Below are 17548 nucleotides of genomic sequence, written 5' to 3'. Positions count from 1 at the left end.
ACTATGAAAGGAATAATTTTAGCTGGTGGATCTGGGACAAGATTGTATCCTGTAACAAAGGCAATGTCAAAACAAATGGCCCCAATTTATGATAAGCCAATGATATATTATCCAATGTCTGTTCTTATGCTTGCAGGTATAAAAGATATATTAATAATATCTACAGGAAGAGATATTATTGGGTTTAAGGAATTATTCAAAGATGGTTCACATTTAGGGTTGAATATTAAATATGAAGTTCAACAAGAGCCAAATGGCTTATCAGAGGCTTTTATTATAGGTGAAAAATTCATAGGTAAAGATAGTGTCGCTATGATTTTAGGAGATAATATATTTTATGGACAAAGCTTCAGTAACCATTTAGGTAAAGCTTCTAGATTAGAAAAGGGTGCTTATGTTTTTGGCTACTATGTACAAAATCCAAAAGCTTTTGGAGTAGTTGAATTTGATCAAAATGATAAAGTGATATCATTAGAAGAAAAACCAGAACATCCAAAATCAAAATACGCTGTTCCGGGATTATATTTTTATGATAACTCAGTAATAGAAAAAGCAAAATCTTTAAAACCGTCCCCTAGAGGTGAATTAGAAATAACAGATTTGAATAGATTATATATGGAAGAGGGTACATTAAAAGTTAATCTTTTAGGAAGAGGAATGGCATGGCTTGATACAGGGACTCATACATCGATGCTTAAAGCATCTAATTTCGTAGAAGCTATTCAAAGCACTCAAGGAACATATATAGCTTGCTTAGAAGAAATTGCGTATAGAAAAGATTGGATAAATGCAGAAAATGTTATAGAACTAGCTAAGCCATTAATGAAAACAGGGTATGGTAAATACTTGGTAGATGTAGTAGAAGAATTGGAAATGAAAAAAAGCAAGAAAGAGGTAGCTGCTACTAGATAGAAAGGTGAGTATTATGGGAAATTTTAAATTTAAAGAAACTAAAATAGATGGGGTATATATAATTGAATCTAAAGTATTTGGAGATAATAGAGGATACTTTATGGAAACATATAATAAGAATGACTTTTTTGAGGCAGGACTCAATATGGAGTTTGTACAAGATAATGAATCACGATCTAAAAAAGGAGTACTTAGAGGTTTGCATTTCCAAACAAAACATAGTCAAGGGAAGTTAGTAAGAGTTACAGAAGGGAAAGTGTTTGATGTTGCTGTGGATTTAAGAAAAGGATCACCTACATTTGGGAAGTGGGAAGGTGTTATTTTGACAGATGAGAATAAAAAGCAATTTTATATACCAGAGGGGTTTGCACATGGATTTTTAGTATTATCAGATACTGCAACTTTTAATTATAAATGTACAGATTTTTATTCTCCAGAATATGATGGAGGAGTTTTATGGAATGATAAAGATATTAATATTCATTGGCCATTAGAGGGAATAGATGAAATATTATTATCTGATAAAGATAAAGTTCAAAAAACATTAAAAGAAATAGATATTCCGTTTAAATATATAAAATAAGGTGGAATTAATATGATTGTTTTAGTAATAGGATCAAAAGGACAATTAGGAAATGAAATAAAATCAATTGTTGAAACTGGAAAAGCTGAAATTGGACAAGTATCTAAAAATATTATAAATTCAAAATTTCAATTTATGGATGTAGAGGATTTAGATATAGTTGATCAAAATCAAGTGGATGAAGCTTTAACAAAAGCCAATCCAGATGTAGTTATAAACTGTGCAGCATTTACAAATGTAGATGCCTGTGAAAGCAATGAAGAAGTATCATTTAAAGTTAATTCAATTGGAGCTAGGAATTTGGCCATAGTGTGTGAAAAAATAGAAGCAAAGCTTGTACAAGTTTCTACAGATTATGTTTTTTCAGGAATAGGAGTAAATCCACTAAAGGAATATGATGAAACTAATCCTTATAGTGTATATGGTAAAACAAAACTTATGGGAGAAGATTTTGTAAGGAATTTTTGCTCTAAATATTTTATAGTAAGAACTGCTTGGCTATATGGTTATGTAGGAAAAAATTTTGTTTATACAATGATGAAGTTAGCTAAAGAAAAGGAAAGCTTAAATGTAGTTAATGATCAAAAAGGCAATCCAACTAATGCTAATGATTTAGCTTATCATATCTTGAAACTCATAGAAACAAATGAATATGGTGTTTATCATTGCACGGGAAAAGGAGAATGTACTTGGTATGATTTTGCTTCAGAAATAATAAGACTAAGTGGAGAAAAATGCATAGTAAATCCATGTACTTCAGAAGAATTCAAAACAGCAGCTAAAAGACCAGAATATTCATCACTAGATAATATGATGTTAAGATGCACTGTTGGAGATGAAATGAGAGATTGGGAAAAGGCTTTAAATAGTTTTATAAAAAATATAAACAAATAAACCTAAGATTAAGGAGAATAAAAATGAAGACATATTTAGTTACTGGTGGAGCAGGGTTTATAGGATCTAATTTTGTTCTATATATGCTAAAAAAATATAATGATATAAAAATAATAAATTTAGATAAATTAACGTATGCAGGAAACTTAGAAAACTTAAGATCAGTAGAAAATGATGAAAGATATGTATTTATTCAGGGAGATATATGTGATAAAGAATTAGTTTCAAAATTATTTGAAAAATATGATATAAATTATGTAGTTCATTTTGCAGCGGAATCCCATGTGGATAGAAGTATAAAAGAGCCAGAAGTATTTGCTAAAACAAATATAATTGGAACAGTAAACTTACTAAATTGTTCTAAAAATGCATGGTTTAAAGAAAATAAATGGGAAAAAGGAGTTAAATATCTTCAAGTTTCAACTGATGAAGTTTATGGTTCATTAGGAGAAACAGGATATTTTACAGAAAATACTTCATTAGATCCTCATAGTCCATATTCAGCAAGTAAAGCAGGGGCAGATTTAATGGTTAAAGCTTATTTTGATACATATAAGATGCCTGTAAATATAACAAGATGCTCAAATAATTATGGGCCATATCAGTTTCCAGAAAAATTAATACCACTTTTGATAAATAATTGCTTAAATCATAAAGAACTTCCTGTATACGGAGATGGATTAAATATAAGAGATTGGCTTTATGTAGAAGATCACTGTAAGGCTATTGATATAGTTATAAACAGCGGTAAAATAGGTGAAGTTTATAATGTTGGTGGTCATAATGAAAAAACTAATATAGAAATAGTTAAAGAAGTTATAGGATACATAAATGAGAATGTAGATAAAAAAGTTACAGAAAGTTTAATAAAATTTGTTGAAGATAGAAAAGGTCACGATAGAAGATACGGTATAGATCCTGAAAAAATAAAAAATGATCTTGGATGGTATCCAGAAACTTGTTTTGAAATTGGAATAAAGAAAACAATTAAGTGGTATTTAGATAATAAGGAATGGGTGAGTAATATAATTGTGGAAACCATAAAAAAATATAAAATAAAAATATAAGAGGTGGATGTAATGAATATTATATGCTTTTCCAATATAGATTGGGGATTTATTAAACAAAGACACCAACATATGATGGAAAATTTCTCTGAAAGAAGTTGCATTGATAAAATAATATATGTGGAGACTATTGGAACTAGAAAGATTAAGCTTAATAAAGAGGATGTATTTAGAGTTTTAAATAAGATAAAGGGGTTGTTTAAAAAAAATTCACATAATCGTCCAGTTGAAGTGCCAGAAAAAATAGTAATACTTTCTCCTAAGTTTTTTTTACCTTTCTTTAATAAGGTTAGTATAAGAATAAATAAGATTATTTTAAAAAAACAGTTAAATTATATATTAAAAAAAAACAAAATAGACATAGCTAATACCATATCATGGACTATGTTACAACACCCAGTGATTTATCAAATATTAGGTGAATATAATTTTAAACTTAAAATTTTTGATTGTATAGATGACATAAAGTCAATACCTAATGTAGAAAAAGTGATTGTAAATACTGAAAAAAATTTAATTAAGGATAGTGATATAGTATTTACTACATCAAAAAAACTATTTAAGTATTGTAAAGTGATTAACGATAATACGTTCACACTAAAAAATGCAACTAGAAATAGCTTTATAAAAACTGAAAGTAATAATAGACCTAATTTGAAAAATTCAAAAAAAGTAGGATATGTAGGAACTATCTATGAATGGTTTGATGTTTCACAAATATTAAATTTAGCTAGAAAATGTAGGAATATAGAAATAATATTAGCGGGTCCTATACGAATAGATAAAAATATTTTTAAACAATTTGATAACATAAAAATTTTAGGAAGTATTAATCATAAGAAGGTTGGAGAATTAATAGAAACTTTGGATGTTTGTCTTATACCATTTAAATTAAATGATTTGATATTAAACACAAATCCAGTAAAGTTATATGAATATTTTGCATTCGGAAAACCAGTAGTGTGTTCTAGAATTCCTGAGATTTTTGAATTTGAAGAATTAGTATATTTTTATGATAACAATTCATTTATAGATATGGTTGAAGAAGCACTTAAAGAGGAGAATAATATAAAATATATTAAACGAATAGAAGTTGCTAAAAATAATACTTGGCACAATAGAGTTGATGTGGCTATGAATTTGATTAGGAGATATGAGAATGAGTAAGCTTATATCTGTTGTTATTATCAACTATAATTCTTCTAAATATATTAAGCAACTGATCTCTTCATTAGTTGAAAATGAAAGAGAAATAATAAGTGATAAAAAAATAGAAGTAATTATAGTTGACAATAATTCGACAAAAATGGACTTAATTGAATTAAAAAAGCTTCAAAATATATATGAATTTATAAAAATAATAGAAACCAAAAATAATAATGGATTTGGTGTAGGAAATAACATAGGTGTTGCAAATTGTAAATCAGAAAATATATTATTTTTAAATGCAGATACATATATAATAGGAAAGTTTATAGAAGATTGCTTAATTAGCCTAAATAAATATAATATAGGATGTGTTGGTGTTAAATTGTTAAATCAAGATTTAACTAATCAGCCTAGTTGTGGGAATTTTCCTTGCTTACCTCAGTATATTTTTGAAATATTAGGGTTATATAAAATTAAAATGTTATTTAAAATAACAAAGCCATTAGTATTTTCTATTCAAGATAATATTAAGAAACAAGAAGTAGATTATGTTTCCGGTGCATGTTTATTTATTAAAAAGAAAACATTTAATATCATTGGAGGATTTGATAACAAATTCTTTTTATATTTTGAGGAAACTGATTTATGTAGAAGGGTAAAAAAAATAGGAAAGAAAAATATTATTATTAATAGTAATTCAATTGTTCATTTAGGAAGTCAAGTTATTGGAGAGTTCTCTGAATTCAAAGCAAAATGTTTTTTTGAAAGCTATCTTATGTTTATAGATAAATTTAAATATAAAGATTTATATTTAAATTTATATAAAATTATAATAATTGAAAAGTTATTTTTGGCAAAAATAAAGAAACAAATCTACAAAGAGAAATATTATGAATATGGATTTAAGTTAATTAAAAGTACATGTATGAACAATAAGAATAATCTAGTTTAAAATAAATTTAACAAGAGAATGTAATAAACTTAGCTTGAAGTTTTATTATATCAATAAATTGTAGAATATTCAGTTAGGAGATAACATAATGATAGTTTATTTTAGTTTGCTAATTTATACAATTATTATAATGAAATTAAATATAAGCAATAAAAGATTAAGGTCTATAATATATTTTATTCCATTATGGTTGGTAAATGGTCTAAGATCAGGAATTGGAACAGATTATTCTATGTATGAAGAATATTTTTATCTTATTAATCAATTTAATATTAAAGACATAATTTCGAGTGATTCATTTAGAATGGAGAATGGATATAATATATTAAATAAATTTGTTAGTTATATATGTAATGATGCTCAAATAATATTCCTTGTATCATCATTTTTCATTTTGTTTTTAATTATAAAATCTTCAAAGGATTATTTTTCTAAATATGATTATAATATAATTTTATTCATTATGTTGGGGTATTATCATTCATCATTTAATGGAATAAGGCAATATATAGCTATAGCAATATTTATATATTCTGTTAGGTATATATTTTCTAAGAATATGTTTAAATATATTATATTAATAATAATTGCTACTAGTTTTCATAGAACTGCTATTTGTTTATTACCCATATATTTTATTACAAATAAAATATATTCTAAATTATTTCTGATTCTAGGAGTTATAATATCGCTCTTTTCTAATTATGCATATGAAATCATTTTAAATAAAATACTGCCGGTAATTAATTCTTCTTATTATTATACTTATATTGACAGTAAATATGTAAATGAAGGTATAGGTGGAGCAGGAAATGAAATTCTTTTAATTTTATTAGTTCTTTTAATAATTATTTCTATAGTATTTAGAGAGCACTTAATCAGGTTGGATTCAAAGAATAATTTTTACATAAACATTTTAATAATAGGTTTATTTCTAAGAGTTTTAGGGTTTCAGTCTCAACTTTTTTTTAGAATGTCTTTATATTTTTTGATCTTTACTATTTATTTATTGCCATATATTTATGAATATATGTTTAAAAAATATTATATTATAAGTAAGGCATGTATAATTATGTTTCTAATATTTTGTTTTTGTTTTACATTAGTAACAAGGGATCAAGTAATTCCTTATAAAATGAACCTTGAATTTCTAAAACATGTTTTTTAAATAGTTAACGAGTATATAATTAAGAGTTATTTTATTGGAAATGAGATGATTTTATGATAAGTGTAATAATACCAACATTTAACAGAGGGTACGCAATAAAGAAGTCTGTGGAAAGTGTTCTAAATCAAGGAAATATGATTTCAGAGGTTATAATTGTGGATGATAATTCTACTGATGATACTAGAAATGTTATTTGTTCTATAAATGATAGTAGAATCAAATATATAAAGAGCAACGTTTCTATAGGTGCATGTAAGGCAAGAAATATTGGTATTGATATAAGTAAAGGAGAGTTAATAGCATTTCATGATAGTGATGATATATGGCATAAAAATAAAATAAAAAAGCAATTTCAAATATTACAACAAGAAAATTGTGATATAGTATGTTCAGGATATAATCAAATCTATAATGAAAATACAACTTATATAGGTAAAAATGTACTCAGTGAGCATATTTATCATGAATTAATTAAAGAAAATTTTATTGGTACTCCGACCATATTTGGTAAAAAGGAATGTTTTATAAAAAATAAATTTGATGATAATATGCCCAGACTTCAAGATTGGGAATTGATGCTTAGACTAGCTAAAGAATATAAAATATATTTTTTCAATAAACCACTAGTAGACGCTTATATACAAGAAAATAGCATTACCAAGAGTAAAGTAAAAGCCTTGAAAGCTTTGAAAATTATATTAGAAAAAAATAAAGATTTTATAAATGGTAATAAAGAATTATTAGAGCTATATTATAGAAAAATAGCAGTATTTTCCTTATACTGTGATGAGAAAGATGTAATGTATTTTAAAAAAGCTTTTAAAGTAAATAAAAATTATAAAACATTTATAGATTATATATTAATTAATTTGAATTTAAAAAAAATATTGAAGATGATACATAAATGTTAGAATAATTATATATTTTACTAAACTATATTAGTTTTGTTAAGTAATAAAATAAGTTATTCTTATTACTTTAGAAGGTTATAAGCCACGTAGTGACTAGTGTGGACAGAGAAAAATAAACATTGATATTAGTTGGGTAGCACTATCAAAGGAACTAAGTCTCTATACCATGATTTAAATAGTTTATTAAAGGATTCAAGAATATTAGTAGATATATTAGCATCTCTAAATGATGGAACTCTTATGTGGATAGTATCTTCAAATGTTCATTTCATTGGCAAATTATAAGATGCAACCTTATTAATAACTATAGTTTAGGTAGAAGAAAATTTCTTAGCATAATTGAATGAAGTAAATAATTGTTTTACATCTATGTAGGATGATAAATGATAAGAAATAATTAATCTACTTTCAGAGTTAATAACGTTGCCTATTTATAAATATAACAGTTTCATCTGTGTACTATTCATGAGAATCCCATAGAACAACATTTTCTAGGAACTTAAATATTTATAAGGAGTAGTTTAATGAAAAACAAATTAAATAGTAATTTAAATGAATTTAAAAAAGACTCTATGATTTATTTGTTTGGAAATATAAGTGTAGGATTAAGTAGTGTAGTACTAACTTCAATGTATACTAATTTTTTTTCAACAGAAAGTTATGGTGAATATTCTTTAGTTTTTGGCATAATTACTTTGATGATAGGAATATTAGTGGGGTGGCTATCAGAATCAACAATAAGATTTTCAGATAGTTATTCAAGAGCTCATGAAAAATCAAAATTATATAGTACTATATTTATTAGTATTATTTTTATAGATATATTATTCACAGTGTTAATGTTGTTGTTTATATTTAATCATAATCTCTCTAATCATATGAACAATCTATATTTGAGTTCCCTTATAATGTTTATTTCTCAGGGATTTCATGATGTTTCTAAAGCTATTCTTAGGGCTAATCGAAAATCAGGCATATTTAGTTTAGGAAACATTATTTTAGTTATATGCAAAATAGTACTTATATATGTGTTTGCTAAAGTATTAAATTTTAAAGTAGAGAGCATATTTTATACTATTTCAATAGCAAATACAATTGTTTTTTTGTTTAATATTAAGTATATTAATGCACTACCATATATAAAATTCAAGTATTTTTCTAAGAGTACATTACACCAACTTTTTAAATATGGAATGCCACTAGTAGGTGTATCTATAACCGTATGGATATTATCCACTTCAGATAAATATATAATAAAAATTTTTGGATCAGCTTCACAAGTTGGAATTTATTCAGTATGCTATTCATTAGGAACAGGAATTTTTAATATGATAATAACGTTTATGATGTTAAGTGCATTTCCTATAATAGTAAAGACCTGGAATGAAGAAGGAAAAGAAAAAACAGAACAGTTAATAAGTAAATTAATAAGGTATTATTTTATTGTTACGATACCTAGTTTCTGGGGGATATGTTCTTTATCAAAAGAAATTTTAGCTTTAGTTAGTAATTCCCAATATGTAGGGGGGAATAAAATATTTTGTTTATCATCATTAGCAATATTATTATTTGGACTAGCTCAATATACTAATAAAGCTTGGGAATTAACTAAAAATACAAAGGTAACTTTAATATTAATCGGAATATCTTCTATGTTAAATATAATATTAAATTTTATATTTATACCCATATATGGATATGAAATCGCAGCTATGACAACGGTAGTTTCTTATTTGATTTATTTGATGTTATCAATATACAAGTCTAGAAAAATACTATTAATAAAGTTCAACGTTATTTCTATTGTTAGGAGTATTATAGCTTCTTCAATAATGGCAGTAGTTATAAAATATCTTATAACTACCATTTACAATAGAATATGGGGTATTGTTATATCATTTATTATTGGTATAATTACATATTTCTTTGTTTTAGCTATAACAGGAGAATTAAATAAAGAAATAAGACTTATACTGGGAGATTTAAATAGTAAAAAATTATAGAATTAGTATTTTAATTATTAAAATATTATTTTTTAGTATATTTCAAAATCTTATAGGTATTAACTAAAGATGCTATTTATAATATATTCAAATTATTATTCAAATATAATCTATAGTATAAAAAAATATTTATGTAAGCAATACATGAGGTAGTGGTCTTGTAAGTAAGAGAATGCTATATATTAGAAAAGTAAATTCTCAACTATAATTAAAGGGTAATAAACTCAGGAATAGAAGAAATATTAATTATAACAGGTATAAATAAAAGATCAATAGAAGATCATTTTGATAAATCTGTAGAATTAGAAAATGACCTTGAAAGAAAGAATAAAAATGAAATGCTTAGCATGGTAAAAGATATATCTAATATGGCAAATATTTATTTTATAAGACAAAAAGAACCCAAAGGATTAGGAGATGCTATAAGTTGTGTTAAAAGTTTTGTAGGCAAAGAGCCTTTTGCAATACTATTAGGAGATGATGTAGTAGATAGTAAAGTTCCTTGTCTAAAACAACTCATGGATTGCTATTATGAATATAAGACAACTGTATTAGGTGTGCAAACTATACCTAAAGAAGATGTTTCTAAGTACGGTATAGTTAAAGGATTAAATATTGAAGATAGAGTATATAAAGTAAAAGATTTAGTGGAAAAACCATCTATAGAAAAAGCTCCTTCAAATGTAGCCATATTAGGAAGGTATATTGTGACTCCAACAATATTTAATATTTTACAAAATACACTGCCTGGTAAAGGTGGAGAAATTCAGTTAACAGATGCTTTGAAAACTTTAATTTCAAAGGAAGCTATGTATGCCTATGATTTTGAGGGTACAAGATATGATGTAGGAAACAAACTTGGATATTTACAAGCAACTGTAGATTTTGCTCTTAAACGTAAAGACCTTAAAAATCCATTCATTGAATACCTTTTAAGTTTAGATGTTTTATCTAATAGGGAAAAACAAAATTTACAAAGTATAACTCAAAAAGAAGTTGTTGCAGATAAAAACTAAATTATTTTTAGTAATATTATACTGTACATATTAAAAATACGGGAGGAATATTAATATGTCAATTTTAGTATGTGGTGGAGCAGGATATATAGGAAGTCATATGGTATCTAAGATTTTAGAAAATGGACAAGATGTTGTTATATTAGATAATCTTCAAAAAGGTCATAAGGATGCTATTTTATCAGATAAAGTATATATAGGTGATCTTAGAGATAGAAAAATATTAGATAAAATTTTTACTGAAAATAATATTGAAGCTGTTATAGATTTTGCTGCAGATTCTTTAGTTGGAGAAAGTATGGAAGATCCATTAAAATATTTTAATAATAATGTAGGTGGCACTATTAGTTTGCTAACTGCTATGAAAGATTATAAAGTTAATTACATAGTATTTTCTTCTACTGCTGCAACTTATGGTGAACCAGAAAACATACCTATTTTAGAAGAAGATGCAACTATACCTACAAATCCCTATGGTGAAACAAAGTTAACAGTAGAAAAAATATTAAAATGGTGTGATAAAGCATATGGAATAAAATATACTGCACTTAGATATTTTAATGCTGCTGGTGCACATATGGATGGTAATATAGGAGAGGATCATAAACCAGAAAGTCACTTAATACCAATAATACTTCAAGTTGCATTAGGACAAAGAGAAAAAATAATGATTTTTGGAGATGATTATCCTACAGAAGATGGAACTTGTGTTAGGGATTATATACATGTTACAGATTTAGCAGATGCTCATCTGTGTGCTTTAAATAGACTTAAAAATGGAGGTAATAGTTCTTCGTATAACTTAGGAAATGGCAAAGGTTTTTCAGTAAAACAGGTTATAGATGTAGCAAGAAAGGTCACTGAAGTAGATATAAAAGCTCAAATAGCTCCAAGACGACCTGGAGATCCTGCAATTCTTATAGCTTCTTCGGATAAAGCAATAAAAGAATTAAATTGGCAACTCAAATATAACTCATTGGAAAAAATTATAGAAACAGCATGGAAATGGCATAAGAATCACCCTAATGGTTATAAAGGGTAAGTATAGAAAAAGGTAGTATGAAAATTTTAAAATATAATTTGGTTATTAAAGGTAGTGAATTTTTATACTCATCTGCTATAATATAAACATATTTAAATTTAAAGCCATATATAAAAGGAGACATTGTAGTGAATAAAAATATGTTTATTAAAAAGGGTAAATATTTTATACCAGCTATAATATGGATGATAGTTATTTTTTCTTTTTCTTGCCAAGTGGGAAGTGAATCTGATAAGAATAATCACTTTGTTGTTACTATTTTAAATGAATTAAAGTTAGAAGTGGTAAATCATATGGATTATAATCTTTTGAATTTTTTAATAAGAAAAGCAGCTCATATAACAGAATACTTCATACTTTTTATGTTGTTATATTTTGCTCTAAAAAAAACTTTTTACAAAAGTCCTAAACTTAAAGCAAGTATTATAACAGTATTATATGCTTGTACTGATGAATTTCATCAATTATTTACTACAGGGAGAGAAGGACGAGTAAGAGATGTATTTATAGATTCTATAGGTATAATTATAGGATTATTTATAATATATATTTTTCATACAATAAAAAAACATAGAAAAAAGCAATAGGATGGTATATATTTTATTCTAATATTCTATATTAGGAGGATAATATAATGAAAGAACGTAAATATAATTTAACTATATTTTTTTTAATAGTAATATTTATAGCTGTAATGGTTACGGGAACTATAATGGACAAAAGAAAATATAGGAATAAAGAAGAAAATAAATTTACTCAGGTTATAAATGAAACTAAAAGATCTCTTAACAGTGAAAATATAAAACAAAATAAAGATATGTCTTTATATGAAAAAATAAAGAATAAAAAAGACATATCCATGTTAAGCATTGGAGATGATATTGCAAATAGTATGCCTATTAAAGACGAAGCTAAATGGTATAATAATATAAAGGCATATTTGGAAGATACATATAAATTAAAAGTGGATACAAAAGTAATTTGGAAAGAAAAAAGTAAGATAAATGAAGCTTTGGATGGCTATAAAAAAGAAGAAACTAAAAAATATGATTTGATATTTATAACTTTAGGAGAATATAATATAGGATACGAACCTACAGAAAAGTTGGCAGAAAAATACGAGGAGTTAATAAGAGAAGTATTAAAAAATAATCCTAAAAGTGATTTATATTTAATAGTAGAAAGTTCTATAAGATTAGATAAAAACTATCCAGATGCAGTAATAAAGATAGCCAATCATTATAACTTAAATATAGTAGATATGAGATCTGTCTTCAAAAATTCTAATGAAGCTTATAATGCATTGACTACAGATGGTATACTACCAAACAAAAAAGGTTATGATTTATATAAAGAAGAAATAATAAGATTGTTAGAGAATAATATAAAAAATCAAAAACAAATAAATCATAAAGAAAAGCAGTCGTTATATATAAAAAGCTAGAACTTTTTAGAATAATTAAATAAAAAACAGTTTTAAAGGCTAAATTACCTATAAAGTTAGATATAAAAAATATCTTATTTATAGGTGTTTTTTTATGATTAAAAGTAAATTTTAATAACACAGGACTTTGAATATTTCATTTTCATAGATGATTTCACAATACAATAAATATTAAACTTTATTGTATAAATATAATAAAACAATTAAACTGTATAGTAATTAAAACAAAGGGAAAAATAAAATTATTAAAATCCTATTTAGTATTTTTTATAAAAACAATATGTAGTGGGATTAGTTACAACATAAGCATTAAAAATAAAAACCAAATTTATAATATTTATAAAAATAATTGTTTTTTATGAGTATTATAACTATATATAGGAGGTATTACAAATGAATGAGTTACAAATGATGCATGTAGCAAATGTATGTGACGGATATGATAGTATAGATGCAGGGTTTGTTTCAGCAATAGGAGCAGAAAACAGTAAGAGCTGTACAAATTGTAAGAACTTACAAAATGGAGTATGTGTAAAAAACTTATACGATAGAGTATTAACAAGTTTAGATCAAACTTAAATATAGTATATAAACTCAGATATATTGTATTTTAAAAGAATATGTAGGTAAAAATAAAGGTTAGTTAAATAAGAGGTTCTTATTTAGTTTCTATTAATATATAATTATAAATAACGATAATCTAAATGATAAAATAATAATTTGTAATTATATATTTAAAGAAATAAATAGAATCTCTTATTTTTAATTTAATATTTTTAATTTGCTTTCTTTATATTCTTTTTTTAAGCTTTCTAGATTATAAATTATTTTAGATACATGGTAGTTATATACTACATTTAAATTATTTTCATCATATTTATGAGGTTCTTCAGGTAGATGATACAAATTTTTAAATTTCTCATAATTTTTATGATTTAATTCACATTTACTATTGATGTCAGACACAAAAGATAAATGGGTATATGTTTGATTAAATATTTTTATTAAAGTATCTATATAATTTTCATTTAAATTTTTACTTTTTAATATCTCGTTTTTATATGCACTAAAATTATTTTCTAAGCTATTTATTTGGTTTTTAAGCTTTTTTATATCTACTTTATGGTGAAAATAGATTGCTTCTGAAGGTATTTTTGAAAAATGTTTTACTATAGTTTTGCATACGGATATTATTTGCTTTTCATAATTAGGAGGCTTAATAAGTCTGTTTACTAGAACTGATACTATTATACCTATAAGTGTATCTAAAGTTCTATGTATACTATAGTATAATGGAGTTTTGTCTGTAAGATTTACCATTATACCTGTGCAAACGATACATGCAATACTTGTGGATTTATCCCATTTTAGTAGATTACATATATATATTACAACCATGACTCCTATTCCGGACAAAAAAGCATTATTTTGTGAAATACTAGAAACTATTAAACCTACAAGTGCACCGGTCATAGTACCTAATATTCTGTTTTTACCTGCTTTGTAGGAACCTGTTACAGAATTTTGCATAGAAATAATTGCTGCAATGCCTGCATAAAAAGGTGAATCTAGTTTAAAAAATTGTACTATTAATATAGAAATAGTAACTGCTATGGCAGTTTTGATATTTCTCATACCTATGGGTTTCATAGTCTACCTCGCTTTGAATATTTGTAAATTGTAATTTAGCTTTTGTTAAATTTATATATAAATAAAACTAAATTAATAAAATCTTAGTAATTAATATGTTAAGTAAATTATTTTAACATATATTAATATTCTTTAAAATAATTATACAAAAATAAAAAAAATTACTCAACATTAAAACAATGTTTATTAATAAATAAAATATATTTATAATAATATATGCGTGCTTAACTCATAGTAATTTTAAATTTATTATAGTATAATATATCTATTATGTGAAGATTCTTATGAAAATACAATTTAAAGGGGAGATTTTAGTGTCCTTTAAAAACTTGTTCTCCTTATTTTTTATTATAAATATAATTATATCTATAATATTAATAGTAATAGAGAGAAAGAAGCCAGAGAAGACTATAGCATGGCTCCTTATATTTTTTATTTTTCCTCCTTTAGGATTATTTTTATATGTTTTTTTAGGGCGAAATTGGAAAAAACATAAATTGCACGATACTACTAATATAGAAATAGAACAATTAGTACTTGAAGCTATGGGAAAAGTTAAAAATGAAGAATATTATTCTTTAATAGAGTTACTGTCCAAAAATAGTGAATCTCCTTTATTTCGAGACAATAGTATTAAGATATTTAGGGATGGAAATGAGAAATTTGAATATCTAAAAGAAGAACTTTTAAAAGCTAAGCATCACATACATTTGGAATACTATATAGTAAAAAGTGATGGACTGGGTAATGAAATAAAAGATATACTTATAAAGAAAGCCAAAGAGGGTGTAGAAGTAAGATTTATAATGGATAGAGTGGGATCTATAGGTATAAAAAGATCCTATATAAAAGAACTTAAAGATAATGGTATAGACGTGGTTCAATATTCTTATTTCTTAGCACCATTTTTAAGGCATATAAATACTCAGATAAACTATAGAAATCATAGAAAAATAGTAGTTATAGATGGTAGAGTTGGATTTATTGGCGGTATTAATATAGGAGATGAATATTTAGGAAAAAGTAAATTAGGTTATTGGCGAGATACCCATCTTATGATAAAGGGTGATTTTGTTATGGGTCTTCAAGCAGTGTTTATGGATGATTTTGCTACTATAAAAGCTGTAAATGATGAAATGTTTACTTACGGCCATAATTTTAATGTTTACTTTCCTAAAATGAATGAGCATGATGGGAAAGTTATGCAGTTAGTAAAAAGTGGACCGGATTCTAAATTTCAATCTATAATGCAAGCGGCATTTAAGATGATAACTTTAGCTAAGGACCACATATATATTACTACTCCTTATTTTGTGCCTAATGATAGTATAATGAATGCTATAAAAGTAGCATCATTGAGTGGTATAGATGTAAGAATATTATTTCCAGGGAGATATGATCATTTAGTAGTATATTATGCATCTAGAACCTATTTAGAGGAACTTATAAAATATGGAGTTAAAATTTATTTTTACGATGAAAAATCTTTTATCCATGCTAAAACTATTATGGTAGATGGGGAAATTTGTACAGTGGGTACTGCTAATATGGATATAAGAAGCTTTGAATTAAACTATGAAATAAATGCAGTTATATATGATGAAGAAACTACAGAAAGATTAGAAAACATTTTCTTTGATGATTTAAGGCGTAGTAGAAGGGTGTATAAAGAAGAATTTAAAAATAAAGCTTTAAGAGGTAGGATATTAGAAGGTGTTGCAAGAGTTTTTTCAGCGCTTTTATAGATTTATATAATTAAAGAACGGATTTTATAGCATTATGTTCGGCGTAATGTAAATAATATATTAAATATTATTAAACAAACTGTTAATTATAAAAAAGCATAAATTTTTAAGTGATATAATTATATTAATGGATGGTTAGGTGGTGTTATAGGTGAAGAGTAGTAGTAATAATATAATGGTGGAGGAAGCGTTAATGACAAAAATGCTTTCAGAATTAAAAGATATTCAAACCCTTAGTTCAGAGAGATTACTTCAACAAAAGATAGATTTACTTATAAAATATGTAGACAATATGCTGAAATATAAAGATGATGAACCTTTTGAAGATACAATTTATAAAAAAATGAAAGAAGTAAGACTTGATAATCCAGAATTAAATTCTAAGCTATATATACTGTATAGAAACCTTTCTGATGGGAAAATAAGTGAAGAAGATGCGAGAATTTTATATGATGTATATATTAAAAGTCAAGCTTATGATAAATTAATATATTAATAATATAAAGGTGGTATCTTTAATGGATGATAAATATTTAGAAATTAGTAAAGAATCTGTAAAAAAGATTTTATCCAGTCTAAATGAAATAAAAATACTTTGTACTGATAAAGAATTAAAAAAGAGAATAGATAAATTAATATATATAGCTAATGAAGAAATAGCTTCTAAAATAGAGCCTTCTTTAAAAGAACTTATATATGATAAAATGAAAGAAACAAAAAATAGTAATCCAGATTTAAGTAGTAAATTATATATATTATATAGAAAATATATGAGCAATAAAATAAAAGAAGAAGAAGCTAGAGAAATATATGAAACATATATAGTTATGGAAAACTTTGAAAGAATAGTTTGGTAAATAAACTCTGTTACAATTATGTAACAGAGTTTATTTTATGCATAAATATAAATCTATTTTTATATTACAGTATTATCTTGCTATTTATTAATATTACAAATGGCTTATTTGTGTTAGTGAAAAAAATATTGTGAATTTTTATAAAAATTATTGCA

17 protein-coding genes and 2 pseudogenes are annotated in these 17548 nt (G+C 25.0%); 17 read left to right on the top strand and 2 right to left on the bottom strand.

Annotated features, from left to right (window positions below; genetic code table 11):
- Positions 1-3 precede the first annotated feature (3 nt).
- The 8 genes from rfbA (at position 4) to NGI68_RS05640 (ending at position 7636) form a co-directional block, all read left to right on the top strand.
- A complete protein-coding gene (gene rfbA / locus NGI68_RS05670; RefSeq protein WP_251860512.1) occupies positions 4-912 on the top strand; it encodes a glucose-1-phosphate thymidylyltransferase RfbA in 909 nt (302 codons plus the stop codon).
- 13 nt (positions 913-925) lie between these two features.
- A complete protein-coding gene (gene rfbC / locus NGI68_RS05665; RefSeq protein WP_251860511.1) occupies positions 926-1495 on the top strand; it encodes a dTDP-4-dehydrorhamnose 3,5-epimerase in 570 nt (189 codons plus the stop codon).
- A 12-nt stretch (positions 1496-1507) separates the two neighbouring features.
- Positions 1508-2389 carry a dTDP-4-dehydrorhamnose reductase gene (rfbD, locus tag NGI68_RS05660; RefSeq protein WP_251860510.1) on the top strand — a complete coding sequence of 294 codons (882 nt, stop codon included), beginning with the start codon at positions 1508-1510 and terminating at the stop codon, positions 2387-2389.
- 23 nt (positions 2390-2412) lie between these two features.
- Positions 2413-3456: a dTDP-glucose 4,6-dehydratase gene (gene rfbB, locus NGI68_RS05655; protein ID WP_251860509.1), complete on the top strand. Its 1044-nt coding sequence runs from the start codon at positions 2413-2415 to the stop codon at positions 3454-3456.
- A 12-nt stretch (positions 3457-3468) separates the two neighbouring features.
- Positions 3469-4623, top strand: coding sequence for a glycosyltransferase (locus NGI68_RS05650; protein WP_251860508.1), 1155 nt, complete (start codon positions 3469-3471; stop codon positions 4621-4623).
- The gene (locus tag NGI68_RS05645) at positions 4616-5557 is read left to right on the top strand and encodes a glycosyltransferase (protein ID WP_251860507.1); all 942 of its coding nucleotides are present in this window, start codon (positions 4616-4618) and stop codon (positions 5555-5557) included. Before NGI68_RS05650 ends, NGI68_RS05645 begins: the two co-directional genes overlap by 8 nt.
- Positions 5558-5645: 88 nt before the next feature.
- Positions 5646-6725, top strand: coding sequence for an EpsG family protein (locus NGI68_RS17065; protein WP_353505356.1), 1080 nt, complete (start codon positions 5646-5648; stop codon positions 6723-6725).
- Positions 6726-6778: 53 nt separating this feature from the next.
- Positions 6779-7636: a glycosyltransferase family 2 protein gene (locus NGI68_RS05640; protein WP_251860506.1), complete on the top strand. Its 858-nt coding sequence runs from the start codon at positions 6779-6781 to the stop codon at positions 7634-7636.
- Positions 7637-7744: 108 nt separating this feature from the next.
- Here NGI68_RS05640 and NGI68_RS05635 read toward each other — a convergent pair.
- Positions 7745-8095: pseudogene (locus NGI68_RS05635) on the bottom strand (transposase family protein); the annotation flags it as partial.
- Between the two features lie 65 nt (positions 8096-8160).
- Between NGI68_RS05635 and NGI68_RS05630 the strand changes: the two are divergent.
- The 6 genes and pseudogenes from NGI68_RS05630 (at position 8161) to NGI68_RS05605 (ending at position 13720) form a co-directional block, all read left to right on the top strand.
- Positions 8161-9639, top strand: a complete 1479-nt coding sequence (locus NGI68_RS05630; protein ID WP_251860505.1) for a lipopolysaccharide biosynthesis protein — start codon at positions 8161-8163, stop codon at positions 9637-9639.
- Positions 9640-9857: 218 nt separating this feature from the next.
- Positions 9858-10655 (top strand): annotated as a pseudogene (locus NGI68_RS05625) (UTP--glucose-1-phosphate uridylyltransferase); the annotation flags it as partial.
- Positions 10656-10710: 55 nt separating this feature from the next.
- Positions 10711-11697 carry a UDP-glucose 4-epimerase GalE gene (gene galE, locus NGI68_RS05620; RefSeq protein ID WP_251860504.1) on the top strand — a complete coding sequence of 329 codons (987 nt, stop codon included), beginning with the start codon at positions 10711-10713 and terminating at the stop codon, positions 11695-11697.
- 128 nt (positions 11698-11825) lie between these two features.
- A complete protein-coding gene (locus tag NGI68_RS05615) occupies positions 11826-12284 on the top strand; it encodes a VanZ family protein (RefSeq protein ID WP_251860503.1) in 459 nt (152 codons plus the stop codon).
- Positions 12285-12331: 47 nt separating this feature from the next.
- Positions 12332-13141 (top strand): SGNH/GDSL hydrolase family protein, encoded by an 810-nt coding sequence (locus tag NGI68_RS05610; protein ID WP_251860502.1) that lies wholly within the window; start codon positions 12332-12334, stop codon positions 13139-13141.
- 393 nt (positions 13142-13534) lie between these two features.
- On the top strand, positions 13535-13720 hold the full coding sequence (locus NGI68_RS05605; RefSeq protein ID WP_251860501.1) for a hypothetical protein: 186 nt from the start codon (positions 13535-13537) through the stop codon (positions 13718-13720).
- A gap of 183 nt (positions 13721-13903) precedes the next feature.
- Here NGI68_RS05605 and NGI68_RS05600 read toward each other — a convergent pair whose 3' ends face one another.
- On the bottom strand, positions 13904-14791 hold the full coding sequence (locus NGI68_RS05600) for an FUSC family protein (RefSeq protein WP_251860500.1): 888 nt from the start codon (positions 14789-14791) through the stop codon (positions 13904-13906).
- A gap of 314 nt (positions 14792-15105) precedes the next feature.
- Here NGI68_RS05600 and cls point away from each other — a divergent pair, with 314 nt between their 5' ends.
- The 3 genes from cls (at position 15106) to NGI68_RS05585 (ending at position 17393) form a co-directional block, all read left to right on the top strand.
- Positions 15106-16536 (top strand): cardiolipin synthase, encoded by a 1431-nt coding sequence (cls, locus tag NGI68_RS05595; protein WP_251860499.1) that lies wholly within the window; start codon positions 15106-15108, stop codon positions 16534-16536.
- Between the two features lie 151 nt (positions 16537-16687).
- A complete protein-coding gene (locus NGI68_RS05590; RefSeq protein WP_251860498.1) occupies positions 16688-17032 on the top strand; it encodes a hypothetical protein in 345 nt (114 codons plus the stop codon).
- A 22-nt stretch (positions 17033-17054) separates the two neighbouring features.
- Positions 17055-17393, top strand: coding sequence for a hypothetical protein (locus tag NGI68_RS05585; RefSeq protein WP_251860497.1), 339 nt, complete (start codon positions 17055-17057; stop codon positions 17391-17393).
- The last annotated feature ends 155 nt before the right edge of the window (positions 17394-17548 follow it).

It is taken from the genome of Clostridium sp. Marseille-Q2269 (assembly GCF_943736985.1).
Taxonomy (GTDB): domain Bacteria; phylum Bacillota; class Clostridia; order Clostridiales; family Clostridiaceae; genus Clostridium_F.
Note: the sequence above shows the minus strand (reverse complement) of the source record. Positions and strands in the feature narration are given on the sequence as shown.

Bases quoted from the DNA above. Each gene is read 5' to 3' on its own strand.
- rfbA (WP_251860512.1), top strand. From the start codon at position 4: ATGAAAGGAATAATTTTAGCTGGTGGATCTGGGACAAGATTGTATCCT.
- rfbC (WP_251860511.1), top strand. From the start codon at position 926: ATGGGAAATTTTAAATTTAAAGAAACTAAAATAGATGGGGTATATATA.
- rfbD (WP_251860510.1), top strand. From the start codon at position 1,508: ATGATTGTTTTAGTAATAGGATCAAAAGGACAATTAGGAAATGAAATA.
- rfbB (WP_251860509.1), top strand. From the start codon at position 2,413: ATGAAGACATATTTAGTTACTGGTGGAGCAGGGTTTATAGGATCTAAT.
- NGI68_RS05650 (WP_251860508.1), top strand. From the start codon at position 3,469: ATGAATATTATATGCTTTTCCAATATAGATTGGGGATTTATTAAACAA.
- NGI68_RS05645 (WP_251860507.1), top strand. From the start codon at position 4,616: ATGAGTAAGCTTATATCTGTTGTTATTATCAACTATAATTCTTCTAAA.
- NGI68_RS17065 (WP_353505356.1), top strand. From the start codon at position 5,646: ATGATAGTTTATTTTAGTTTGCTAATTTATACAATTATTATAATGAAA.
- NGI68_RS05640 (WP_251860506.1), top strand. From the start codon at position 6,779: ATGATAAGTGTAATAATACCAACATTTAACAGAGGGTACGCAATAAAG.
- NGI68_RS05630 (WP_251860505.1), top strand. From the start codon at position 8,161: ATGAAAAACAAATTAAATAGTAATTTAAATGAATTTAAAAAAGACTCT.
- galE (WP_251860504.1), top strand. From the start codon at position 10,711: ATGTCAATTTTAGTATGTGGTGGAGCAGGATATATAGGAAGTCATATG.
- NGI68_RS05610 (WP_251860502.1), top strand. From the start codon at position 12,332: ATGAAAGAACGTAAATATAATTTAACTATATTTTTTTTAATAGTAATA.
- NGI68_RS05605 (WP_251860501.1), top strand. From the start codon at position 13,535: ATGAATGAGTTACAAATGATGCATGTAGCAAATGTATGTGACGGATAT.
- NGI68_RS05600 (WP_251860500.1), bottom strand. From the start codon at position 14,791: ATGAAACCCATAGGTATGAGAAATATCAAAACTGCCATAGCAGTTACT.
- NGI68_RS05585 (WP_251860497.1), top strand. From the start codon at position 17,055: ATGGATGATAAATATTTAGAAATTAGTAAAGAATCTGTAAAAAAGATT.